This window comes from Treponema sp. (assembly GCF_051883275.1).
Taxonomy (GTDB): Bacteria; Spirochaetota; Spirochaetia; order Treponematales; family Treponemataceae; genus Treponema_D.
In genome coordinates, this window is record NZ_JBJETK010000057.1 from 58,395 (window position 1) to 83,363 (window position 24,969).

A 24,969-nucleotide genomic window follows, 5' to 3' on the forward strand; every position below is an offset into this window, starting at 1 on the left:
ACTGAAATTATACCACAGGAAACGTTTCACGATTTTTTATTTTCTTGATTATTTTGCTTCTTTATGTGTTTTTCTGAATTTTACACGGAAAATTCGCCGCAAAAAGCAGGATTTTTTTGCTGTAAAAAAAGTGAAGAAGCTTTTTTCCGCGCCTTCAAAAATTCCGCCCTATGCAAAATTATTGAAACAAACATTCAAAAAAGATATAATCAAAAATCATGATAAACCCATTAGCACAAGAACTAAACGACGCGCTCAAGGGAACAACGCCCGGAGAGCTGCTTTCTGATGTAGGCATACGGCTTTACTTTCCAAAGGGAATAATTGCACAGAGCGGAGAGGCAAAGAAACTCGGAAAGACTGCAAACGGAACAATCGGAACCACAGTCGTTGAAGGCAAGCCGATAATGCTTCCTTCTGTAAAAAAATATGTGCCGGAGCTGACTGCCGCGGAACTCGTAGGCTACGCGCCCACAGCAGGAGATCCGGCTCTGCGTGCAATGTGGAAAGACTCCATTATCCGCAAAAATCCGCTTTTAAAGGACAAGGCGTTTTCTATGCCTGTTGTTGTCCCTGGCCTTACAGCGGGAATTTCATATCTTGCAGACCTTTTTCTTGACGAAACAAAGCCTCTTATCGCGGCCGACCCTTCATGGGACAACTACATACTCATAGCGGAAGCCCGTCGCAATTCAAGGCTTGTGCAGTTCAAGATGTTCCAGGACGGAAAATTCAACATCGCCGGACTGAAGGAAACAATGCAAAAGCAGGCCGAAAGCGGCTCTGTGCGCATCCTGCTGAATTTTCCGCAGAACCCTTCAGGCTACAGCCCAACAGCGGACGAAGCAAAACAGCTTGTTTCAATCGTACGGGAGCTTGCCGAAAAAGGCACAAAAGTCATGGTCTGGTGCGACGACGCATATTTCGGGCTTAACTATGAAGAAAACATCGAAAAACAATCTCTGTTCGCATACCTGTGCGACCTGCACGAAAATGTCCTGGCGGCAAAAATAGACGGTCCTACAAAGGAAGATTTTGCCTGGGGATTCAGAACCGGCTTTGTTACATTCGGCTGCAAGGGACTTTCAGAAGCGCAGTACGAAGCTCTTGTAAAAAAGCTCATGGCGGCAATACGCTCATCGGTTTCATGCGCCGCAACTCCTTCCCAGTCGCTCATTGTAAAGGCCGCCGCCTCAGGTACGATGGAAGCTGAAAAGGCGGAATTCCGCAAAATTCTTGAACGCCGCTACAAGCTGGTGCGAACCTTTGTTGACACGCACACAAGCAAATTCATAGAGCCTCTTCCATTCAACTCAGGCTATTTTATGTCATTTGACACAAAGACCCTGAACGCAGAAGTGCTCCGGCAGAAGCTTTTGAACGAGCGCGGAATAGGAACAATTTCCATAGACAGCAAAACGCTCAGAGTTGCATTTTCAAGCCTTGACGAGGACAAAATCAACATAGTCTACCAGGCAATCTATGATGCTGCGGATGAACTTGGGAAATAGGCGGATTTTTCCGCTTGCAGCCGCGCTTTTACTTTTTACGCTCACCTCATGCAGGAAACAACAGAGCAAGCCGCTTGTAATATGGAGCGACAATGCAGAAATTGTTTCCTACGTGGAGCTTTTCAACGCCACACACAAGAACATAAGCGCATTTGTTGTCTACAAGGACGGTGTTGCGCGCTCCCTTCCGCCTGCAAAGGATGAGCTTACCCCGGATTTGCTTATAGGCCCCTGGCTAAAGAATTCAGCGACCCGCAAATATTTTCAGCCGGTGGACTATCTTTTCAGGGAAAAATCCTTAGACCGAAGCCTTTTTTACAAGCAGCTCCTTGAATACGGCCAGATTAACGAAAAGCAGTACCTTGTGCCTCTCAGCTTCAATCTGCCGGCGATGATTTTCAACAAGAAAAACGAAGACCTCATTACCACAGAGCATTTTCTGAATCTGGAGCAAATACGGGATTTTTCCGCGGAATTCAACGAAAAAAACAAGAGCGGAGCCTTTACTGCAATGGGGTACGCGCCTTCCTGGGACAGCGAATTCATGTATCTTGCGACCAGGCTCTACGGAACTTCCTACCACGAAAAAGGCTCAAGCTTTATATGGAATGAAGAGGCTATGCAGAATTCCATACAGCAGATGCGCCAGTGGACATTGGAAAACAACTCAAGCACTTCGGCGGAGCAGAATTTTCAGTTCCGCTATCTGTATATGCCGGGCTACAAGCAGGTTGCCTCAGGAAGATGCCTTTTTTCATACACCACGAGCGACAAGCTTTTTACGCTCACCGATTCCCAGATTACAGACCTTTCGTTCAGGTGGCTTGAACAGGACGGAAAAATCCCCGTGGAGGACTGGATTCTGACCATAGGACTTTACAAAAAAGCTGAACATCCGGCGCAGGCGGAAAAATTCATTGCCTGGCTCATGAAGATTGAAACCCAGCAGCTTTTGATTGAGCGCACAGAAAACATGAAGCTTGACACCGTGAATTTTGGAATCGCAGGAGGATTTTCTTCTCTCAAGGAAGTGAACGAAAAGCTCTACCCTGCCTATTACCGCCATCTCCTCGGAAATATGCCGCCCGAGCAGTTTATAACGCTCCCGAACATTCTTCCCTACCGCTGGCACAGCCTAAAGTCGCATGTAATCATTCCATATCTCAAGGAAAGCATAAGAACCGAAAATTCCGACACCGTGCAGCCCCTTGAAGAAAGAATCGCCGAGTGGACAAAGCAGTTCTATTAAAAAACAGGCCATGGCTCCAGCTTCTCCCTCGAAAAGCCAGGGATTCTGCCGCACATCTGGAACACATAAATCAAAGCCCGTTCTGCGCACATACACGTCAAACCGCCCCCCTAAAAGCACTTTGAACTGCCCCCCCTCCTCGCAAATCTGAGGACAGCAGACCTCCGAAGAACTGAAAAATTCTCGGCGTGAATTCACTAAAAACACGCCGTGTTTTAAAAAATTCACGCCGTGTTTTTAAAAAAGTACGCCGTGTTTTTTTTGCCCCGTCTAATAACTTTTAACCATAGTATCATTCTGTATTTTTACCATCAGTCCTATTTTTACTGTCATTTCAATTTCTACTGTCATTCCGAACTTGTTTCGGAATCTATGCACTGTTACAACACAGATGCTGAAACAAGTTCAGCATGACGAGGGGAAAAATGCCGCATGACGGGCACTGTCATACACTGTCATTCCGAACTTGTTTCGGAATCTATGCACTGTTACAACACAGATGCTGAAACAAGTTCAGCATGACGAGGGGGAAAATGCCGCATGACGGGCATTGTCATACACTGTCATTCCGAACTTGTTTCGGAATCTATGTACTGTATACAGCACAGATGCTGAAACGAGTTCAGCATGACAATAGTTTTATGAATAATTCAGTACGACAATGTTTTTATGAATAATTCAGCATGGCAGACTTTTAAAAACAAAAAAGCCTCCCGGAAGGGAGGCTTTGCTGTTGCCAGCATTTGGGGCAGTTCTGCAAAGCAAAACTGCCGTGTCAGGTCAAGTGGGTTTTCAAAGAAAACTCGCCAGCATTCCCGACAGTTTTGCTTTGCAAAACTGTCAGAGCAAAAAAGAAGCGTTGCTTCTTTTTTGCGACTAGAACCAAACGCTGATAGATACAGGGATTGCCCAAACGAATTCGTCGCCGTCGCCTGTAACAGCATTTGCAACTGGGTTATATCCAGCAACAAGACCGCTCTTGTCTCCGCCAGCTACAACAAGACCACAGCCATTTGTTGCGCCCTGGAAACCGATTCCGAGAGAGCCGTTGCTTGATACAGACTTGTTAACTCCAATGAGGAAGCTTACAGCGCCATCATCGCCATCCTTTCCGTATCCGATGCTTGCATAGCGGACATCAGCAACTGCGTTAAGTCCGTCCATAACAGCAAAGTCAACACCAGCGCCTACAAAGAACATATTGTCCTTTTCATCGCCTGCTTTTCCAATGCAGTCATCCTGGAACTGCTTGTATCCGCCGTCAACAGAAATCTTGAACTGCTCTGTAACCTGATAAGAAGCGCCTGCTGTGAAAGCCATCTTGATGTACTTTGCTCCATCTTCATAATCCTTGTCTGCAATTCCGAATCTTGCGCCTACTGTTACATAGAGGTTCTCAACAGCTGTGAGGTCGAATGCAATGCCAACCTGTCCTGTTGTCATGTCCTCGTCAACTTCATCGTATCCGTCGCTGTCAGCTTTTGTTGTATAGTTCCAGTCACCAATCCACTGTGCCTTGAACTTACCAACACCTTCAATAGCATAGCCGAATCCAACCTGTGCGTTGCGGTATGTCCATTCTGCTGTATGATAGTAATTTTTATAATCGTCATCACCATTTTTATCCATTGGAATAACAGCAAAAATATGGAGTCCGTCGATAGGATCAGCCTCAACCATCAAGCCTTTTCTCCAGATTCCGTCGAATGTAAGACCTTCGCCGTCATATCCCCAGTTGAAAGGGCGGATCCAGTTCCATGAACCGTAGCAGAAGTCACCGCGGAGTCCGTTTTCTGCGCCGTCTAATTTACCAAAGGAAACTTTAACCTGGTCAACTGGTTTTACCCAGAGGTATGCATTATCACCCTGGTCAAGGCCGTTTTCAAAGTCATTGTAGACACCCATTACAAAACCGGCTTTTCCGTCCTCAGAAACGCCGTTCACATTGATACGGGCTGTGCGTGCGCCCCATCCCCATGAGTTCTCCATTCCAGCTACAGTTTCCTCACCTGTAGAAGCGATTGGTGAACCAAGAACACGAAGCCATGCACCAAATGTGATTTCTGCGAATGCAGATGTTGCTGTAAGAGCGGCAGCAGCTGCAACCGCAATAAGAGTTTTTTTCATCTCTTAGCCTCCTTATATAAAAATGCTAGGCATTGGGGCAAAGAGAGATTGGAGTTATTTTGATTTTCATGTATTATAGAAGTGTTTGAACTGGATTATTCTAAAAGATATCCTAATCGCCTCCTTGGGACTTTGAGCCCGCACCTAAGAATAGGACTTTTTTTTCCGGCTTGTCCGGGTAGAATAGTCCCGTTTCAAACTCTAAAAAAAGTTTTCCCTAATTACAGGAGGCTATGAATGTACATAGTTGGAATTGATATTGCAAAAAAATCCCACCAGGCAGTAATAATGAATCCCGATGGAACTTTGACAGGAAGAACATTCAGGTTCACAAACACACAGGCGGGCTTTGATTTTCTGATGAAAAAAATTTCTGAAGTGGATTCCAGTCTGGAGAATTTTGAATTCGGCATGGAAGCGACAGGGCATTACTGGCTCAACCTCTACACCTGGCTCACTGAAAAAAAAGCCGTTGTGCACGTGATAAATCCCCTTCAGTCTGACGCGCTCAGAAACCTCTATCTGCGCAAAACAAAGACAGACGCCGTGGACTCCAAGATAATCGCCCAGGTTATAAGAATCGGGCAGTATTCGGAAACAAAGCTCTCGGACGAAAAAATGCTTATCATGCGCGACCTTTGCCGCCAGAGATTTTTTCTTGTGGACATTGTGGCTGACCTTAAGCGCAAGATAATTGTGATGATGGACAGAATTTTCCCCGAGTACCAGGGATTTTTTTCTGACACATTCGGAAAGTCTTCGCTCGCGGTTTTAAAGAACTGTCCTTCGCCAAGTGAAATTGTTTCGCTCGGAACTGAACGGCTCGCCTGTCTTCTGCGCACTGCCTCCAACGGAAAATTCAGCATAAAAAAAGCGGAAGCCTTGATGGAGATTGCAAGGAATTCATTTGCCGCGCGGATTTCCTCCCAGACATTTTCGCTCATGATAAAGCAGATGATAGAGCAGATTGAGCTTGTGGAAAGACAGATTCAGGAGCTTGAGCAGCTGATTGCCGAATATTTCAATTCATTCAACACAAAGATTACGCAGATTCCTGGAATAGGGCCGGTTTTGGGCGCGTCAATTCTAAGCGAAATAGGCGACATAAACAGATTTTCCTCATCAAAGAAACTTGCAGCCTACGCTGGAATAGACCCCTCTGTAAAACAGTCAGGACAGTTTGTCGGCACGGAAAACCACATGTCCAAGCGCGGCTCAATGTACCTCAGAAGAAGCCTTTGGGTTGCGGCGTTTGTTTCCGTTCACCACTGCCGGGAAATTGTGCGCCTGTACAGCATCCAGACTTCGCGCGGCAAAACGCATTTTCAGGCGATGGGCTTTATTTGCCACAAGCTCTTGAACATGGTCTATGCCGTGCTAAAAAACAACGTGGACTACTGTCCGCATATCTGCACAGAAATCCGACCGCCTTCATGGACGAATGAGCTTGCCCAGGCCGCTCTTGAAGAAAGCGACCCCGAGGTTCCAATATGCTGAAAGGTCTTTAAAAAATCACTGAAAAATAAGTTTTTAGAGGTTCACTTAAACTTCAACTCATGGTAAAATCGTGAAAAGTGCGGCGAATTGTTTTTGGTGTAATCAGCACTTTTTTAGGAACTGGAGCTATCCAAAAATAAACTGCGGTGCTGTGCGCACTGAACTTTTGGACAGCCCCTAAAAAAAACACAGGGTAGGTTTTTGTATACAAGAGATTTGCAAGATATGCCCAATGCTTTTGTGCAGGACGGAAAGCCGGTTTTCGGCACTTTCAAAGGGCATCCAAAGCGTTTTGATATCCGCGGAATTTTCAGACCGTACGGTGTTGTTCCGCTTCCCACATTTATAACCAATCTGCGCATAAAAAGCCGTCTGGTATTTTCTTTTGACATCGGCGAATTCATAGGCCGCATAAGCTTTATAGATGCAAAGATTGCAGGATTCTGCGAGGTTCTTTTCTGGAATAAAAACACTTCACAGAAATTTGCCTACCGCTCTCTGCTCGGGCCAAGAAAACGGCTCATACCGCACAGCCTGGAGGCGGCTTCCACTTCAAACTACAGCAGGCGGCGGTACACCAGAATCAGCTGGAACAGAAGCCAGAACAGGCTTTCGGTTGTTTTCAGCCTGAAGGGGGATTCCGTGCGTCCGTTGGCGCGCGCTGCGCTTTCCGCGGTTTTCAGCGACAGCCAGTTTTCCGAGCTGACTTCGGTGCGGCCAAATCCCACAATGCGCCGGAGCCATGCAAGCTACAGTTCAGTGCTTCCGCTTTACGGCACGCTCACACTTTCGTACAAAAACGGAGAAACAAAAACAGTGTCTTCCCAGCAGGGAATCTGCTCGTTCGGCATGACACGCACCTACATGAAATTCCGCTCGCACGGAAAATCTGTCCTTGGAATCGGGGAAGTAAAAGGCAAGAAAATCGTTGTCAAAATTTCCTGCGATTCCACTGAATCCGTGGATATGGACCGCTACAACTGCAATGTTCTTTTTTATGACGGAAAAGCAACACCGCTTCCGCCTGTGCTGATTTCGCATTATTCCGGCATGGACAAAAAATGGATTATCCAGGACACAGAAAACATGGTGGATCTTTCATTTTCGCCGGTTTCCATAAGCGTGAACAACATAAATGCTTTTCTTGTGCGGAGCCTTCATCATACAATTTACGGCACGCTGGAAGGAACGCTCCTCACTGCCGACGGTGAAAAAGTTTCATTTAAATCTCTGCCCGGAATTGCCGAAAATTATTTGATACGTCTTTAGAAACTTTCTGCAAAACTTGGAGTATTTTATGGAAAAAGAAAACCTTCCCCGAAGAACTCTTGAACCAGGCACGATTGACAAAACCAGAAAAAATATCGGCCCCATAGATGCCGGCGAGGCAATGATTATGCAGAAAAAGCTCGGCGGCGAAGTGCTGCGCGAAAAATCTGCTCCGTCCGCTTCCGCTATGCCTTCTGGAAGACGAAGGATTGAGCCTACAATCCGCGCCTCAGGAAGGTCTTCAGCTGACATTTCATCACAGAGCGCATCGTTCGGCTCTTCATTTTCGTCCGCGGCGGTGGGAGGAATCCGGACACCGGTAAAAAAAATCCGCACTGACGCAGACCTGCCGGAAATTTCCGCCCACGACCTCAAGCTCATGGACCGCATGATGATGTCGCCCGGCTGCGAGATAAAACCGGACTTCGGGCTTTTCAACTTCTTTTACAGAATGTCCGCGAAAAACCGGGAGCGTGTTCAGAAAAAATTCGGGGAATATCTTATTCCTCGCCACGTGGAGCATATCCAGGCGTTCATCGGGACTATAAAAACTTTCATTCAGATTTCGCCCGATATCTACAAGGCAAAAATCGCAACGGAAACAGACCTTAAATTTAAGTTCCTGCGCACAGTCGGAAAATGGACAATGCGCGACATAAAAGTTCTTTCCATGGATATTGAAAACGCCTCCGACTATCTCACAATTCCAATGCTGATTCCGTTTGTGCGCGCCGTCTACAGAATGCTTTTGACGGTCTACTACATAGGCGACCAGCAGGTTTCTCTGCTCATAAAGGATATTTACTCCGACCTTCTGGAATTTCCGAATTCAGACAAGGCGAAGCTTCAGACTCTTGTAAAGCAGGCGGTTACAGACTGGCTTTATATCCACGACCAGATTATCCAGGGAATGTATCCGCTGCTGATGAGAATGTCCTCCGACGAATTTGTTGAGTTCCCGGATTTCTTTAAAGTAAAAATCGGGGAAATTCTCAAGTTTCTTGGCATTTCAAAATTCGATCTTCTTCTGCCTGAAAAAAAGAAAAAGGAAAGCAAGCCGGAGCAGACGGCGGAAAAGAAAAAGCCTGAGCGCAGACACATTGCCGGAGAAAAAAACGAAATTGTAAACATGGGTCTGAAAATTCTTGACCAGCTTTTTCCACAGGCCGGATTTCTTCACCTGGAAAAGCACCCTGACCTGTTTCCGTATTTCAATCCAATCTATAATTTTGAAGACGGCTTTAATGTCATTGCGCCTGAAAATCCGCTCCATGTAACAATCGTTCTTATCTTGATTATAGAAGATTTTTTCAAGGGCTGCCGGAATATAAAATTCAACATTGAGGCGGACGAAAAGCTCGCTTCGTACCCGGACAAGCTTGATTCCGCGATGGAAGACTGGGCTTCTTACTACGAGGATTTGTTTTCAAAGAAGCTCGGGGACTATCTCCGCAGCTATGTGAATTCAATTTATTCGCAGAAGGACTACGCGCAGACAAAATTCGGCAAGGAAAATCTGAACAATATTCTGTGGCGCATTAAATTTTATTTTCTTCCAAGCTACAAATTCAATGCGCCTGTCTTGCAGAAGCCGATAAACGATGCGCGCTACCGTCCGCTTGCCGCACGCACAGACTACATCAGGACAGTTCTTACTTCCCTTGTGCGCAGAATTGACGAAAACATGGCGGAAAAAAAGACTGTGCTGGGTGTTTTGAATCCGTGGGACCGCTACACCTTTGACCTGCCCAATGCGGTTTCAAAAAGAATCGATGTTCTTCTGGGAGCAAAAAGAGAAGACGATGTTACAGCCGCCACAAATGCGAACCTCATAAGATATACACTTTGCACTATATCTGTTCTGGACTGGTGGATAAACAACTCCGCAAGCCCCGCCTATGACGCAAATTCCACAAAGCTCTACCGCATTTCCGAAAAAGACGGCGCGCCTCTGTTTTCTGTTCCGGAGCGCAACGACCAGAACCAGCTTTTTGCAGAGGGTGTAAAAAAGGCAATAGAAGCAAAGCGCAAAAAATAGCCGCCTGCCGGGCTTGCATTGTCATGACGGGCTTACTCTGTCACCCCGAACTTCCGCTGTCATGCCAACTTTACACTGTCATTCCAGACTTCCACTGTCATTCCAGACTTCCACTGTCATTCCGAACTTGTTTCGGAATCTGTGCACTGCACACAGCGTAGATGCTGAAACGAGTTCAGCATGACATTTTTTTTATACCGCATGACGGGCTTTCATTGTCATGACGGGCTTCCACTGTCATGCCAAAGTTCCACTGTCATTCCGAACTTGTTTCGGAATCTGTGCACTGCACACAGCATAGATGCTGAAACGAGTTCAGCATGACAAAGGGGACAAATACCGCATGACAAGGTTAATGTCATTCCGAACTTGTTTCGGAATCTGTGTACTGCACCCAACACAGATGCTGAAACGAGTTCAGCATGACAAGGTTAACGTCATTCCGAACTTGTTTCGGAATCTGTGCACTGTGCACAGCATGACGTTTTTTTTATACCGCTTTTACAGAAAGCTAAAGCTGAATGCCCGTCTTGATTTTTTCATTGAATCTTTTAAGCTTCTTTTCGTCCTGAATGGGATTTTTCTGTCCGTTTAAAATACAGCGCAGGGCTTCCATTTCCTCTCCGTTGAATGTAACAGATTTTGCCATGGTGTTTTCAAACGAGCTTACCGCCATAGGGCAGACTGTCCGTATAATCTCAAGAATCTGCTCCGCATAGACACGGATTTCGTACTGCGCATGGCTGTCCAGCCTGAGCTTTAAAAAGTGAAACAGGTTGTGCAAATCCATCTGCCAGTAAAATTCTGTGTACAGGGCAAGCGGAAGATTTATGCGCGCAATTTCCCGGGCGGCTCCCTTGTCCACCATGTCCTTGTAGACTTCGTATGATTTTTTCTGCCCTGCGCAAAAAGCGGCCTGGAATTCCTCTGCCTGGGATTTGTCAAAAAGTTCGCCGCGCCCCTGCTTGTTGTCTGAGGACTGCTTTGAGATGCATGAAAGCTCCGGAACGTAGAATTCGTCCTTCATTATGCTGTATCTGGCGGAAACTTCATTCATTCTGCCGGTTCTATGGCGCACCCACTGCCGGGCCACAAAAATCGGCATCTTTAAATGAAATGTAAACACCACCTGCTCAAAGGGGGAAGTGTGCTGATGGCGCAGAAGATAGTCTATCAGCGCGCCGTCCTGGCTCACCGTTTTTGTTCCCTCTCCATAGGAAACACGAGCCGCCTGCACAATTCTGGAATCGCTTCCATAATAGTCAACCATCCGCACAAAACCTTTGTCTAATACCTTGAATTCCTTGTCCAGAATTTCTTCCGCCGCAGGAACAATACAGTGTGCCATAAATACCCCTTTTTTTTCTATTCAATTATTTCAGCTTCAACTTCAATCGGTCTTGATTTCCATTCCCTTACGGCAAAAGCTGTTCCCGCTATAAAAATCAGAATTCCTGCGAGCCTTACAAGCTTTACGCCGAAATCAGCAGGAAGCATAAAAAGAAGAACCGCAATAAGAACCGAGCAAAGAGCTTCAGTTACAAGCGGCGCGGAATTTTCAGTTCTGGAAACAGCTGCAAATTCAGCGACTGCCGACAGAAGAAGAAAAAATGCCTGTATGTAAATAAAAATTCTCACAACAGTTTGAATCATGCTGAAAAGCGCAAACGGAAGAATCACGGCGAACATTCCGATTAAAATTCCAGCAAGGCTTTTTGCAATCATGATGTGCTCAAAATACGGATTCAGGGAAAAGCTCTTTACTTTTGCAATGGAATAAATTCCGTTTATAACTGCGCTTATTCCTATGATGATGACAATCGCCTGAATGCTTGCCTGCGGATTTATAACAGCCAGAAGCCCTATAACCGCGCTCAGAATACCCATGAAAATTCTTGGATTCATATTTCCTCCCGTAAGTTATGCTGTGGAAACGCACTGCTGCGAATTTTTTTTGAATACGGTCAGTATAACATTTATTTATAGTTTGCAAAATACCAAAACAACTCTTATAATTAAAGAATGAAGTTTATCCAGAATTTTACAGAATATTATGATGAGCTTTTCAATTTTTCCGAGGCCCAGAAGAATTTGTATCTGGAATTCTGTCGTTCTTTTGATGCGCCGGTGCATTTTTTGAGGGTTTCCTGCGGCTCCGGGCTTTTTGAAACTTTCCTGGCAAAACAGGGAAATGATGTTACGGGCATTGAAAGCTGCGAGGAGCTTATGCATGCCGCGAATCTGCGCAGAAGAACCCAGCTTATGTCCATCCGCTTTTTCAGAATGGATAATGAAGACATGACCAGATTCCTTGGGAAAAATTTCTATAATGTAATTTCAATTCTGGACAGCCGCCTGCTTTTTTTTGGAAGCAAGGAAAAAATACAGCGATTTTTCTCTGACTGCCGCAAGCTCATGGCTCCGGGCGGACTTCTTGTTATCCAGTGCATAAATTTTGAGTACAGAAGGCACGAGCATTTTATTCAGCTGCCGGAAAAAAGAAGCCTGCGCGCAAAAATCTTTTCTGAAATCATCACCGGAAAAAACAGCGAAAAATTATTTTCAATGAACCTTGAAACCGGGAACGGAAAAATTGTTCCCGTAGCCAAGGACATTCCTCTTTATCCTCTGCTGCCGGCTGAGATAGAGCAGTTTGCAGAAGCAGCGGGATTCACCAGCGCAGATTTTTTTGCTGACTATGACAAATCTGAATTCACAGGGAATGAAGAGGAATTTGTTGTGATTTTAAAATAGCAGGTGTCTTATTTTTCTGTGACACCTTCATTAGCTCCGTCAATGCGAATAATAACACCGCTGTTTACGCCTGTTGTATCTGAGAAATTCACCTCAGCAAATTTTAAGTCGGTGCCATATTCCTTTGAGGAGCTTATGGCAAAGTCACGCAGGTTTACGGTAAGCACCCTGTTGTGATTAAAAAGCTTTCCATTCAATGATTTATCAGCATCGGGCATGACTATATTAAAGCCGCAGTCGGCAATGGCAATCTCCTTGGGCTTTATTGCGACAAACCTGCGCGGACCGTAGAACTTAGAGCCGCTCTCTGTATACTGCGGAATATAGGCTGTCTTTGACTTCAATGTATATGTTTCACCATTAGTAGTAAACACAGCATTTCCAACGGGGCTTATTGTGCGCGAGTTTTCCGTCCAGCCGAGGGAATCCACCACCTCAAAGCCGGATGAAGTGCTTTCTATCTTTAAAAGCGCGCCGCGGCTGTAATAGGTGTCGTTTTCCTCGATATAATAGTATATACTGCCGTTAGTGATATTCTCGCTCTCTCCACCGCCCACGTTTGAAATCAGAACATACACAGTGCCATCGTACAGAATCGCTATGTCCGTGATTTCCCCGTAAAATCCCAGCTGCTCCACTGACTTTGCAGAGCCAGCCAGAGTTACGGTTGCGCTTTCTGTGTCAGTATCATTAATAATTGCGCGCTGAAGGTAACAACCGCCGCTGTCCTCATACGCAAGATACAGGACATTGCCTTGCACAGCAAAAGCCAGCCCCCTCTTGCCGGCAAAGTCAAGAACGTTTAGGCCTTGGTCGGTTTGCACAGGTTCGGATTGCGGCTCTGAAACTTTCCCATAAGAAAGCTCTTCGCTCTGTTGTTTAAAAAAAGTCCACAATGTATTGGTTGAAGCATCGTAGTATAGGGGATCTTTAAACTGATATGATTCATCACCAGAAAAAGGCTCAACTAAGCGATCATTAGAAATATTTGAGCTAGTATGATAAACAGCAAATTCAGAAGACATATAATAGTAGTTTCCATCTAAGTCCTCCGCCTGTGCAACAAGAGGGCAAGTGACAGAAGACACAGCGTTAGTAAACTCATCATAATCATTCAAGTCTTCTATCGCCTTAAGTGCATACTCGTTATTTGTCAGATTCCACAGAAGATAATATTTTGACTCCATTGCAGTGTTGGCAAGCAGAATGAGCGCAATGGAGCACTCGGCTGTCTCGCCGGACTTTACCTTTACGGAAGCGCTTTTGCGCGCAAGGAGCGCGCCTTTTGTGTCCCATGCTTCAACTTTCACAGTGTATTCGCCCGGAGCAACTTCCTCAAAAACAATGTCCGCCCCCCCCGGCACGGCAGTTTTTGTGTCAAGCACATCTCCGCCTGAAATCAAAAATACACGGTAGCTTCCAGCGTTGTCCTTGCTGAGTGTGTACGTTCCGCGCGCACCGCTACCCGGAACCGCAATACGCACAGCGCCGTCAGAGCCTCCCGAGCCTCCTGTGTTCATGCAGGAAACAAGCATAACAAGCGGCGCAAAAAATAATGCCAATAAAATTCTTCTCATAATAAACTCCAAAAAAAATTCGCTATACAACTCAAGTGTTCAAGACAGTTTTACCACCGCGCTTTCAGACCGAAACCGCAGCAATCTTTATTTAAATTATATGAAAAAACCGCACAAATTCAAGTTTAACTGAAAAAAAATCATAATCCCCCTCGTCATGCGGCATTTGAGAACCTGTCATGCGGCATAAAAAAAATGTCATGCTGTCCAAAAAGCATTGTCATGCTGAACTCGTTTCAGCATCTGCATTGGGGCACTACACAGATTCCGAAACAAGTTCGGAATGACAGTGGAACTTTGGAATGACTTGTCATGCTGAACTCGTTTCAGCATCTGTGCTGGGCACACTACACGGATTCCGAAACAAGTTCGGAATGACAGTGAAACTTTGACATGACAGTGCAGTGCAAGCCCGTCATGCTGAACTCGTTTCAGCATCTGTACTGGGCACATTACACAGATTCCGAAACAAGTTCGGAATGACAGTGCAACTGTGACATGACAGTGCCAATTCATTCGGAATGCCAGCGGAACGGACAGTTTTTAAAAAATTTCAGCAATATATAAGTAAACCCCAAAAAAAACTTACATGGAGAACAGATTGAACTACTACCTACAAAAATCGCTGGAAGCGCAGTGGAAAGACGCATCGCTTTCGAACAACTTTATCTTCTGCCGCGTGATGAGCGAAAACCTCGACCTGTGCAAGGACTTCCTTGAAATGCTCCTGAACATCCAGATTGAGCGGCTGGAACTTTCGCAGGCGGAAAAGACTATCGACGTAGACTTCCTTTCAAAAGGCGTGCGCTTTGACGTCTACGTAAAGGACGGAACAGGACGCTGCTTCGACATCGAAATGCAGACCACAGACCGCAAGAACCTTCCCAAGCGCGCACGCTATTATCAGGGAATTCTTGACATCTCGAACCTGAGCCAGGGCTTTGACTACGAGGAGCTTCACGAAAGCTACATAATCTTTCTCTGCCTTGACGACGTTTTCAAAAAGGGACTCCCTATTTACACGTTCAGGAACGTATGTGAAGAAGACGGAAAGACACCTCTGAACGACGGAACTGTAAAAGTCTTTTGCAACGCCCGAAAGTATGATAAAATGCCCACAGAAAGGCTCAGGACTTTTTTCAGGTATCTTCTTGAAAACAAAGCCGACAGCTCCGGCTTTGCAAAATCGCTCGAGGAAAAAGTCATGCGCGCCAAAATCCCCGCTGAACAATGGAGGACACAGATGACTTTAGAGCAGGAAATATATTTTATCAAAAAGCACGCCCGTGCAGACGGCTATGAAGAAGGCTACAGAGCCGCCGCCGCAGAAAAGGAAGAAGCTGTAAACGAAGCGATAAACGAAGCCTTACAGGAAAAAGAACAGGCAGTAAACGAAGCGTGCGAAAGAAATAAACTGGAAAACGCCAGAAAGCTTAAAGAATCCGGGGTTTCTGCGGAAATTATTTCAAAATGCACAGGTCTTTCCCTGGAGCAGGTTCTGGAATTGTAAGGTGATTTTTACCGAGTGGCACGTCAAATAAAACCCGGAAAATTCTCACTGAGAATTTTTTAAAACTCAGTGAGAATTTTTAAAAACTCACTGAGTTTTTCCATAAAGTCCACTGAGATTTTTTCACAAATCACTTAAAGTCATCAGAGAGAACGGTGGCTTTTGTTTTCTACACTGTCATGACAGTGCAAGCCTGTCATGCAGCATAAAAAAAACGTCATGGTGTGTGCAGTGACCCCTTGTCATGCTGAACTCGTTTCAGCATCTATGTTGGGCACACTACACAGATTCCGAAACAAGTTCGGAATGACAGTGAAAGTCTGGAATGACACTACACCCTCGCCATTCCACTGTCTGTAACCTCGCCATTCCACTGTTTAAAAACTCGTCATGCGGCATTTGCCCCTTTGTCATGCTGAACCCGTTTCAGCATCTGTACTGGGCACACCGCACGGATTCCGAAACAAGTTCGGAATGACGTTAACCTTGTCATTCCACAGTTGCATTGTTATACGGATTTTTTCAAAAGGCTTCCGAAATTTTTTAGATAGTCTATAAATGAAGTGTATGCCAGAACCGTGCATGCCACAAAGAACATTTTTCCTATGTGAAGCAGAACATTCATTTGTATTCCGTAAATTTCACTTAGACCTGTGAGCAAAAGAAAATTCTGTAGCAGCACAAGGAAGCATGAGGCAACATAGAATACAGTTTTTACTTTTCCGCCTTTTCTTGCTGCGATTGCAGTTCCCTGTTTTGCCGCAACCATACGCAGAAAATTCTGGCTGAATTCGCGGTACAAAATAAGTATATAGCACACAACCGGCATATATCCGGAAAAAACAAAACAGGTAAACATGGAAAGGTGCAGAAAAACATCCGCAAACGGGTCGAACATTTTTCCAAAATCGCTGACTTCCCCGAGCTTGCGCGCATAATGTCCGTCAAAGTAATCTGTAAGCTCTACAACAGCCAGCAGAGGAATCAGCGCAGAAGCACAGGCTGCGGCGGGGAATGTTCCGTTTTCAAATTTAAGCCAGGAAGGAAGATTATATATAATAAACAGTATCGGCGCAAAAATAATCCGTGAAAGTGTAAATTTATTTGAAATTTTCATAATATAAGTAGTATAGAGAATTTCAGCTGTTTTATCAATCAACATGCTTCGCTGAAATTTTGGAGCTGTTTCGGCACTGAGCGGCTGTAATGACTTTTACCCTGAATTATATTATAGTGGAAAAAACATGGCGAAAAAATCAGTTGTTTATAAATGTTCAAAGTGCGGCTACACACAGCCTGCCTGGCTTGGAAGATGCCCTGAATGTGGAGAGTGGAATTCCCTTGAGGAATGTGTTCTGGACACAAATGCTCCAAAGCTTCTGCGGAAAGCGGACGGCACAGTTTCAAAGGCAAAGCCTGTCTGCATGACACAAGTTGCGGAGCAGACAAACGGGCGCATTTCCACCGGCATAGAGGAATTTGACAGGGTTCTCGGCGGAGGCGCAGCAAAGCGGAGCGCAATTCTTGTCGGGGGCGAGCCGGGAATCGGAAAATCAACGCTTCTTTTGCAGGCCGCTTCTTCGCTTCTTTCAAAAGGGAAAATTCTTTATGTCAGCGGAGAAGAATCTGCCGGACAGATAAAAAGCCGAGCCAGCCGCCTGAACCTTGACGCCGGCTCACTTGAAATTTTATGCACGGTGCGCCTTGAGGATATTCTTGATGCCCTGGATTCGCTGAACCCTCTTGTTGTGATTGTCGATTCAATTCAGACTGTGTATGCAGTTGATGCGGGGCTTGTTCCCGGCACAGTGACACAGCTTAAATACTGTAGCAACGAGCTGATCGGCTGGGTCAAGGAAAGGGACAGCGTTCTGTTTATGACTGCCCATGTTACAAAGGACGGAACCATCGCAGGCCCCAAGAGCCTTGAGCACATGGTGGACACGGTGCTTTCCTTTGAGCGGACGAATGACGAGGTTCGCTTTTTGAGGGCGCAGAAAAACCGCTTTGGCTCTGTTGACGAGCTTGGGCTTTTTGAAATGGACGAGCACGGGCTGAAGTGTGTTGCAGATCCCAGCTCGCTTTTTATAACGCGCAGAAAAAAGGAAACTCCGGCGGGAATTGCCTGTGCGAGTGTGTTTGAAGGAAGCCGCGTTTTTATAGTTGAAATTCAGGCTCTGACAGTTCCTGCAAAAGCCGCTGTGAACAGGGTCTATTCAGAAAAAATCGACTCCGCCAGAGTAAGCAGAGTTTCCGCCGTCCTTGAAAAAAAACTCGGAATAAAATTCAGTGACCAGGACATATACATAAATGTTGCCGGTGGAATAAGGCTTTCAGAAAGCGCCATTGACTCAGCGCTTGCAGCGGCCCTGTATTCAGCGCGGACTGACATACCGCTCCCTGAAAACACTGTTGTAATCGGAGAAATAAGCCTTGCCGGAGAAGTCCGCCCTGTTACAAAGCAGCGGCAGCGCATAAAGGCGGCAAAGGATCTTGGGTTTGAAAAATGCATTGCCCCCGAATCTGAGCCGGGAGCAGCCGCTGTTGAATCTATAAAAGAGCTTGTGCGCTGCCTGTTTTCACCGCAGGCTTAAAGAGTTCCGCGCTTCCCTGCTGTTTTTCAGCAATTCAAATGAATACAAAAAAACAGCTGCGCGGATTATTTTGTGTTCCTTAAACCTTGAACAGATCAATCTCCCGGCTTATCTTGTCCAGGGAAGAATCCACATTGTCAGACAGGCTGCCCAGAATTTCAGATTCGCGTGTTATCAAATGCGCGCACCCTGACATATTGTCCATGCTTTGCTTTATGCTTTCAGCGCTGCTCTGAAGATTCTTTGTTTCCGCCAGAATAGACTCGTTCTTTTTTTCTGTCTGGGAAGATGCGTTCTTGACTTCCTCGGAATTCCGCTGAAGCTCCACAAGCGCATTGTTTATCTGCGCCGAGCCGTGTTTCTGCTCTTCCATGGCGACTTTTATTGATTTTACAAGGCTGTTTGTGTTGTGTATGTTTTCAACCACAGAATGAAGAACTTTCTGGGATTCCTCTGATGTGCCTACAATTTCAGAGATGGAATTCTGGATTGCCGTCAGCTGAAGCCCGATTGTCTTTGACTGTTCCGATGATGTTTCTGAAAGCTTGCGGATTTCGTCTGCAACAACGCTGAATCCTTTTCCTGCCTCTCCTGCATGGGCTGCCTCAATAGCCGCATTCATGGCAAGAAGATTTGTCTGGCTTGCGATTGAAGAGATGATGAGGTTTGCATCCTGAAGCATTTCAGACTGGCTCTTTATGTCAGAAATTCTGGCATTGACTTCCTGCTGCTTTGAAACTCCCTCGTTCGCATTGGATTCAAGCGACAGGAAAGATTCAGACAGCTGGGACACGGAATTATTCACGGAATCTATATTGCTGATCATCTGCTTGACGGATGCGCCCGCCTCAGACACATTTTCGTTCTGCGAAAGAATCATCTTGTTCAGCGATGTAATTTCCGTGGAAATCTGGCCGACTACCTGGGAAGCTGAATTGATGCTGCCCGTCTGGTTGGCAATGGCGTTTTCCATGCCGCCGATGTGTGTGTTGATTTCGCCTATTGAATTTACAATTCCATGTATTGAATTGCGCAGCTTCACAAGAGAATCAAAAAGATCATTCTTTGAAGTCTTTATTACTGTCATAATCTGATGCAGCTTTTCAATAAAGCTGTTGAAGCCAAGCTCTATTTTGTAGAACAGGCTGTTTTTGTCAGATGAATTTGAAGAAAGCCTTTTTGTGAGGTCGGCATTTCCAGACGACAATTCGGTAACCGCCTGGTTCAAAAGGTACAGAGGCTGAATGAACCGCTTGAGTATTATAACTGCGTTTATGGCAAGCACGATAACCACTATACCCAGCAATGGAGCCACGGCACTTGTGAGCGCATTCTTCAGTGAAAATGGAATAAACAGCAGCATTGTCCAGTTCACGGACGGAATTGAAGAAACAAGATAGCAGCCCTTTGTTCCTGCATAAAATCCCTTTTCCTTGGACAGACCTTGGAATTTCTGAAACTCCGGAATCTGCGATTCAATCTTTGCCTTTGCCTCCAGAAGCGAAGTATCGGATGCGCCGGTTATTTCATGGCTGTGGTTGTAGAAGAACATTGAAATTCCGTCTTGCAGATTCTTGTACATCATGTCAACAAAATCCGACAAGTCCACGCCTGTTCCAATTAGCCCTATTCCCTTTCCTGAAGAATTCCTTACAACGGCATTAACCCAGAGCATTGATTTTTTTATGGCGGCTTCATAGCTTACATTGAATGTGTAATCTTGCGGAACAGAAATGCTTGCCTCGAACCATTCGTTTCCCGGGGCTTTTTTGTCAAGCGTGTAAAGATATTTTCCATTTGAATAATAGAGCAGATCCGCATCCGCGATTGAAAAAGTGTTCTTTCCCTTGAAGGCATCCTGGTACGAAAGGATTTCCTCCATTGCCGCTTCTGAAAGAAATTCGTCCTTGGGATTTTCCATGTAGGCCGAAATAAGCGGTGACTTCGCCATTTTTGTAGCCAGCATGAGCTGACCGTCCAAATTTGAAGAAAACTCAAGCTCTTTGATTGTAGCAACCTGGCGAAGTATCTTCTTTGCCTTTGAATTGAAAATGGCGCGTGTGGCGAAAAATGCTATGCAAAAAAGCACAGCAAGAAAAATAAAATACAAAAACAGACTGGATAATTTTCTGGTTTTCATAAAACAAGCCTCCTATAAAATTAAAGAAGTGCCGGCAAACCCTTTTAAATGGATTTAACCAGCACTTCCTTAAAAAAAAACATACACTTATGATTAAAATTTTGCCTTCCTGAGCCTGACTCTTTCAATATCTTCACAGAACAGTTCGCGAAGGTCATTCAGTCCAAGAGCCATCAGAGCCATTCTGTCAATGCCGATTCCCCATGCAAGAACAGGAACATCAACACCCATTGCCTTTGTAACTTCCGGCCTGAAGATTCCAGAGCCGCCAAGTTCAAACCAGCCGAGTTTTGGATGCTTTATATGAACTTCTATGGAAGGTTCTGTGAACGGGAAATATCCGGGAACGTACTTTACATCTGTGGCTCCGGCAATCTCGACAGCAAACATTTCAAGAAAGCCCAGAAGTGTCTTGAGGTTGACTTCTTCGCCCAGAACAATTCCTTCTGTCTGGTAGAAGTCACTTAAATGTGTCGCGTCAACCTTGTCGTATCTGAAGCATCTTGCAATTCCAAAATATTTTCCTGGAATTTCAGCCTTGTGAAGCTGGTGCGCAGAAAGAACTGTTCCCTGGCTTCTCATGATAAGTCGCCGGGTGAATTCGTTGTCAAAATTGTAGTTCCATCCGCGGCTGCCGGTGTTTCCGCCGTTTCTATGGACTGCGGCTACATTGGAAAGATACGGCTCTTCTATTGACTTTGCATGAGTCGGATATTTCAGCCTGTAGACATCATGAATATCGCGGGCTGCATGGAACTGAGGCATAAAAAGAGCATCTCCGTTCCAGAATTCTGTTTCCACAAGCGGACCGTCAAATTCCTGGAATCCAAGGGAGCAGAGCTTGTCCTTTACAGACTCCAAGAACTGCACGTATGGATTTGTTCTTCCTGGAATAATGCGCGCAGGAGGAACAGAAATATTATATCCGCGGAAAGTGCCTTTTTTCCATTCGCCGGAAGAAAGCATTGACGGTGTGATTTCTCCGATTTCATTGCCGGTTATTCCCGATGTGCGCAATGCATCGGCCACAGCCTTGAATGCCTCGGTGAGCTTGTAGATAACAGTTTCGCGCTCAATAGTTCTGAACGGCGTTTCTGAAACTCCGCGCTTTTTTGTAAGTCCGCCCATTATCTCGATTTCGGACTTTGTAAGATTTGCCGCATCAAGCTGGCTGTTTTCTGATTCCGCAGCCCTCTGTATAAGTTTTTTTGCGGTTAAAAAACGCTCCGGAATAGGCTTGCCTGTGTATTCAGCTTTTTTCTCTGAATTCATGACAAGAACATCATCCTTGCTCAGTGAGCCGAACGCAGATCCGACATCCTTGTTTTCAATTCCAAGCGCAGAAGAAATTTCAGGCAGACGCTTTGGGCCGTTTTCCTTCAGATAGGAAATAATCCGCTCTTCCGCAAAGCCGTCTTTTAAAATCTTGCGTCCAAAGTCTGTCACCTCAAAATATGTATGCGGAGTTCTGGCTGTTTCTGCCAAAAGCTTTTTACCGGCAAGCCAGCTGAATGCCTGATTTGCGTGTCCTTCCTTATATCCAAGCTCTGTTTCAAGCCTTGTGGAAGTAAGCTCATCTTTCAGGCTGTAGTGAAGAAGAACTTTTGTTTCCAGCGGATGAAGATTTTTAATTAACGTCTTTAAGTCTGCCAATTTTTATGCACCAAAAAATTTCGGTCTGCATAACCTGTAATGCAAACCGAAGCTGAAATGAAAATCACTTAACAGGCAAGTGAAGATAACTGTATTACGGGCAAAACCCTTGCTTATAAAAAAGAATTATTTTGTAAAAATGACCTTTGAAGTGTAGGTTGCCATTCTTACGCCTTTTTCATCCTTGAAAAATTTCTTTTTGTCTTTTTCAACATATTTGTAATGCTTGAACTGATTTTCTGCGGCAAAGTCTTCATATACTGCCATTCCGACATTCATTGCCTCGCCAACTTCAAAGCTGGACTGCATGCAGGTATATGTAAAGATTACTTCGCCTGTAAGCGGTGTGAATTCCAACTGGAGAGTTACATTTTTAGCCTTTGGATGCAGATATGCATATTTGTCTTCAATCTGGATAGTTCTTGTTTTTGTGTCTGCGTAGCTGTCTGCGGCATCAAGCTTATTCAAGGTCATCTGCAATTCCAGAGACTCTTCCTGCTGCTGTGCAAAAGCTGCTCCAGCTGCAATTATAACTGCTGCCGCCAGTGTAAATATTTTTTTCATGCGATACCTCCTTATAGTAGCATCAATAGTAAGTATACGGAACTATTCTATCAGTTTCCAAGAAAAAATCAAGTTCAACTTCATAGCGGCCGTTTTTTATAAAAATTCTAGGGTCGCGGATTAAAAGCAGAGTTCCTGAAATTTCCTTGGGCTTGTTTTTTTCAAGCGTGCGCCAGTATTCCCTCACTGCATTTTTTGCCGCGCTGCTGCAAGCCTGCCTTATTCCTTCAAATCCGTCTTCAACGGGCGCGTTTCCGTAGCCTTTCACTTTCGGGTGTATCACTGAAATCCAGCGGTTGTAGTCTGCCTGCTGCGCCAAAGTTCTGTTGCAGTAAACCCAGCTTAAAAGCTTTCCGTCTTTTAAAACAGGATTATGAAATTCAAGCTGGTTCACGGAAGAGTCAAATGTCCGCACCGGCTGAAAATCCCAGTATTCCTGGACACCGCGTTTTTTGTCATAGGGGGTGTATTCAAAATTCCAGCCGTACAAAAGTCCTTCCATAAGAAAAGGCGCAATCTGCTTTGTCCGGCTTAGTGCAAAGCCATAGAGCCTTTCAAATTCAGTGTCCGGCTTTTTCTTATCCGGTTCAGCATCTGAATTTTCCTCTTCCTCGAATTTTCCGGGAAAGGAATCAAGCTCCGCCCACACCTGAATTCTAATCTGAGTGCTTTGCTGCGGAACCTGGCAAAAAACAGCCGCAGACAGCAATAACAGGGCGCACAAAAAAATCCGGCGCTTTATCTCCATGCATCCTTCCATACACGCAGAGGATGAATTCCCATTCTTACAATGAAATAAATCCAGGCAACCGCAAGTCCGCTCAGATGTGCAAGGTGCGCAACGCCTGAGCCGCCTGAAATCTGGCTCATAATTTCAATTACGGCATAGATTAAAACAAGCAGCGGCGCCGCCACCGGAATTATTCCCCAGATATATATAACATTCCGCGGAAAAATAACGGCGTAGGCAAACAGAAGAGCATAGACAGCTCCGCTCGCCCCCACAAGAAAAAGCCGGTAATAGCCGATAAGCCTGTAAAGCGCAATGGAAAGCAGCCCGACAAGAATTCCGCTCAAAAAATAAAAGAGCAGAAATTCCCTGGAGCCAAGAGTCCGCTCAACGGGAATTCCGAAAAAAAACAAAGCCAGCATATTGAATAGAATGTGGCTCAGTCCGTCATGCACAAAAAAATAAGTGAGCGGCTGCCAGTAAAAGCGGCACAAAAGCCCGGGATAGGACAGCCCCAGATAAATAAAAAGCTGCGGGAAAATCATCGTAAGAAAAAAGATTCCCAGATTCAATCCGATAATGATAAATGTGGCGTTAAAAAAAGTGTAGCGGAAAGGTTTTTTAATTATATTCATACATCCGATTTTGAAGCACATTCGCTTGAAGGCTCATATACAGTAACCATGTTTCTTCCGTTTCTCTTTGAGATATACAGCGCCTTGTCTGCCTGATCAACAAGAATTTTTGCAGAGCGCACCGGATTGTTCTCTGTGCTGAACACAGAAATTCCGCCGGAAATTGCAACGTGCATTGTATGCCCTTCGTAGAAAAACTCGGTCTGCTCGATTTTTTTTCTTATTCTTTCCGCCACAAGCATTGCTTCTTCCCGGCCGGCATTGCACAGCATGACTGTAAATTCCTCGCCGCCGTACCTTGAAGCCAGATCTCCTTCCCTTATGCTTTCGCTGATTATTTCCGCTGTCTTCTTTAGAACATAGTCGCCGCAGGCATGGCCATAAGTGTCGTTGAATTTCTTGAAAAAGTCGATGTCGAACATTATGACGCTCAAAGTCTGATCCTGCGAAAAAGCGGAATCAAGCCTGTCCTCAAGAATATTATAGAAATAAAATTTAAGGCGCAGCTTTGTCATCATGTCAGTTGTGGACTGGTCAATCAGGGATGCATTGTGCATTGCGACAGAGGCAAGCGAAGCGATTGTCTGGATTTCGTTGCGCTCATAGGATGTATAGGCGGATGAAATATTTTCCACAAAAATGCGCTCGCCCATAACAAGAATTCCGTTCAGATGATTTTTGAGCATGAGCGGAACTATAAGCGAAGGGTTCAGCGACTCTATGACTTTGATTTCCGGAGTGCCTGCGAACCTTTCAGAAAGGTCTTTCAGCTCAAAAACACCCGGCGTTGTGGAAAGAAATTCAATAAGAGGAGAATCTATCTTGATTTTGTATTCAACAGTGGGGTCTATTGCAATTCCAGAATAATTTTCAGAAAGCCTGAAACATTCTCCTCCGAATTTCTCTGAAATAAAAAGACCTGCGCCTGTAACTCTCATCTGCGCCATTGCCACGTAAAGAATTGATTCAATCAGCGGCGAAAATTCTATTGTTGAGCAAAATGACTTAGAGATTTCAAGCATCTGCTGTAAATCATAAATATGTTTTTCAAACTCAGCGATAACCTGCTTTTCTTTTTCCTGATCCTGAGTTTTTGCAGAATTTGCACTCTTTTTAGCCAT

General features: G+C 45.2%; 19 protein-coding genes. 8 read left to right on the forward strand and 11 right to left on the reverse strand.

Annotation, left to right across the window (positions count from 1 at the left end):
- Positions 1-218: 218 nt before the first annotated feature.
- Both ACI4L0_RS09345 and ACI4L0_RS09350 read left to right on the forward strand, forming a co-directional pair.
- Positions 219-1,511: an aminotransferase class I/II-fold pyridoxal phosphate-dependent enzyme gene (locus ACI4L0_RS09345; protein WP_439799902.1), complete on the forward strand. Its 1,293-nt coding sequence runs from the start codon at positions 219-221 to the stop codon at positions 1,509-1,511.
- Entirely contained in the window at positions 1,495-2,760 is a 1,266-nt protein-coding gene (locus ACI4L0_RS09350) for an extracellular solute-binding protein (protein ID WP_439799903.1), read from the forward strand. The genes ACI4L0_RS09345 and ACI4L0_RS09350 overlap by 17 nt, the downstream gene beginning before the upstream one ends.
- An 876-nt stretch (positions 2,761-3,636) precedes the next feature.
- On the opposite strand, the gene ACI4L0_RS09355 is transcribed toward ACI4L0_RS09350, so the two are convergent.
- The gene (locus ACI4L0_RS09355; protein WP_439799904.1) at positions 3,637-4,887 is read right to left on the reverse strand and encodes a hypothetical protein; all 1,251 of its coding nucleotides are present in this window, start codon (positions 4,885-4,887) and stop codon (positions 3,637-3,639) included.
- A 237-nt stretch (positions 4,888-5,124) separates the two neighbouring features.
- Between ACI4L0_RS09355 and ACI4L0_RS09360 the strand changes: the two genes are divergently transcribed.
- The 3 genes from ACI4L0_RS09360 (at position 5,125) to ACI4L0_RS09370 (ending at position 9,691) form a co-directional block, all read left to right on the forward strand.
- A complete protein-coding gene (locus tag ACI4L0_RS09360) occupies positions 5,125-6,384 on the forward strand; it encodes an IS110 family transposase (protein WP_439799905.1) in 1,260 nt (419 codons plus the stop codon).
- A 225-nt stretch (positions 6,385-6,609) separates the two neighbouring features.
- Positions 6,610-7,653 carry a DUF2804 domain-containing protein gene (locus ACI4L0_RS09365; RefSeq protein ID WP_439799906.1) on the forward strand — a complete coding sequence of 348 codons (1,044 nt, stop codon included), beginning with the start codon at positions 6,610-6,612 and terminating at the stop codon, positions 7,651-7,653.
- Between the two features lie 28 nt (positions 7,654-7,681).
- Positions 7,682-9,691 carry a hypothetical protein gene (locus tag ACI4L0_RS09370; RefSeq protein WP_439799907.1) on the forward strand — a complete coding sequence of 670 codons (2,010 nt, stop codon included), beginning with the start codon at positions 7,682-7,684 and terminating at the stop codon, positions 9,689-9,691.
- Positions 9,692-10,202: 511 nt separating this feature from the next.
- Here ACI4L0_RS09370 and thyX read toward each other — a convergent pair.
- Positions 10,203-11,039, reverse strand: a complete 837-nt coding sequence (gene thyX / locus ACI4L0_RS09375; protein ID WP_439799908.1) for an FAD-dependent thymidylate synthase — start codon at positions 11,037-11,039, stop codon at positions 10,203-10,205.
- Positions 11,040-11,056: 17 nt separating this feature from the next.
- Positions 11,057-11,596: a DUF308 domain-containing protein gene (locus ACI4L0_RS09380; RefSeq protein ID WP_439799909.1), complete on the reverse strand. Its 540-nt coding sequence runs from the start codon at positions 11,594-11,596 to the stop codon at positions 11,057-11,059.
- Positions 11,597-11,713: 117 nt separating this feature from the next.
- Here ACI4L0_RS09380 and ACI4L0_RS09385 point away from each other — a divergent pair, with 117 nt between their 5' ends.
- Positions 11,714-12,445 (forward strand): class I SAM-dependent methyltransferase, encoded by a 732-nt coding sequence (locus ACI4L0_RS09385; RefSeq protein WP_439799910.1) that lies wholly within the window; start codon positions 11,714-11,716, stop codon positions 12,443-12,445.
- An 8-nt stretch (positions 12,446-12,453) separates the two neighbouring features.
- Here ACI4L0_RS09385 and ACI4L0_RS09390 read toward each other — a convergent pair whose 3' ends face one another.
- Positions 12,454-14,022, reverse strand: coding sequence for a hypothetical protein (locus ACI4L0_RS09390; RefSeq protein ID WP_439799911.1), 1,569 nt, complete (start codon positions 14,020-14,022; stop codon positions 12,454-12,456).
- A 601-nt stretch (positions 14,023-14,623) separates the two neighbouring features.
- Between ACI4L0_RS09390 and ACI4L0_RS09395 the strand changes: the two genes are divergently transcribed.
- Positions 14,624-15,532 (forward strand): Rpn family recombination-promoting nuclease/putative transposase, encoded by a 909-nt coding sequence (locus tag ACI4L0_RS09395; RefSeq protein WP_439799912.1) that lies wholly within the window; start codon positions 14,624-14,626, stop codon positions 15,530-15,532.
- Positions 15,533-16,040: 508 nt separating this feature from the next.
- On the opposite strand, the gene pgsA is transcribed toward ACI4L0_RS09395, so the two are convergent.
- Complete coding sequence (gene pgsA / locus ACI4L0_RS09400; RefSeq protein WP_439799913.1) at positions 16,041-16,649, reverse strand: CDP-diacylglycerol--glycerol-3-phosphate 3-phosphatidyltransferase; 609 nt, start codon at positions 16,647-16,649, stop codon at positions 16,041-16,043.
- 127 nt (positions 16,650-16,776) lie between these two features.
- Here pgsA and radA point away from each other — a divergent pair, with 127 nt between their 5' ends.
- Entirely contained in the window at positions 16,777-18,126 is a 1,350-nt protein-coding gene (radA, locus tag ACI4L0_RS09405) for a DNA repair protein RadA (RefSeq protein WP_439799914.1), read from the forward strand.
- 79 nt (positions 18,127-18,205) lie between these two features.
- Here the strand turns inward: radA and ACI4L0_RS09410 are convergent, their stop codons facing one another.
- From ACI4L0_RS09410 to dgcA, 6 genes are all read right to left on the reverse strand, one after another.
- A complete protein-coding gene (locus ACI4L0_RS09410; RefSeq protein WP_439799915.1) occupies positions 18,206-20,266 on the reverse strand; it encodes a methyl-accepting chemotaxis protein in 2,061 nt (686 codons plus the stop codon).
- 93 nt (positions 20,267-20,359) lie between these two features.
- Positions 20,360-21,919 carry a phenylalanine--tRNA ligase subunit alpha gene (gene pheS / locus ACI4L0_RS09415; RefSeq protein WP_439799916.1) on the reverse strand — a complete coding sequence of 520 codons (1,560 nt, stop codon included), beginning with the start codon at positions 21,917-21,919 and terminating at the stop codon, positions 20,360-20,362.
- A gap of 126 nt (positions 21,920-22,045) precedes the next feature.
- Positions 22,046-22,483, reverse strand: coding sequence for a hypothetical protein (locus tag ACI4L0_RS09420; protein ID WP_439799917.1), 438 nt, complete (start codon positions 22,481-22,483; stop codon positions 22,046-22,048).
- Between the two features lie 22 nt (positions 22,484-22,505).
- The gene (locus tag ACI4L0_RS09425; RefSeq protein WP_439799918.1) at positions 22,506-23,231 is read right to left on the reverse strand and encodes a hypothetical protein; all 726 of its coding nucleotides are present in this window, start codon (positions 23,229-23,231) and stop codon (positions 22,506-22,508) included.
- Positions 23,222-23,848: a rhomboid family intramembrane serine protease gene (locus tag ACI4L0_RS09430; RefSeq protein WP_439799919.1), complete on the reverse strand. Its 627-nt coding sequence runs from the start codon at positions 23,846-23,848 to the stop codon at positions 23,222-23,224. The genes ACI4L0_RS09425 and ACI4L0_RS09430 overlap by 10 nt, the downstream gene beginning before the upstream one ends.
- Complete coding sequence (gene dgcA, locus ACI4L0_RS09435) at positions 23,845-24,969, reverse strand: diguanylate cyclase DgcA (protein WP_439799920.1); 1,125 nt, start codon at positions 24,967-24,969, stop codon at positions 23,845-23,847. Before dgcA ends, ACI4L0_RS09430 begins: the two co-directional genes overlap by 4 nt.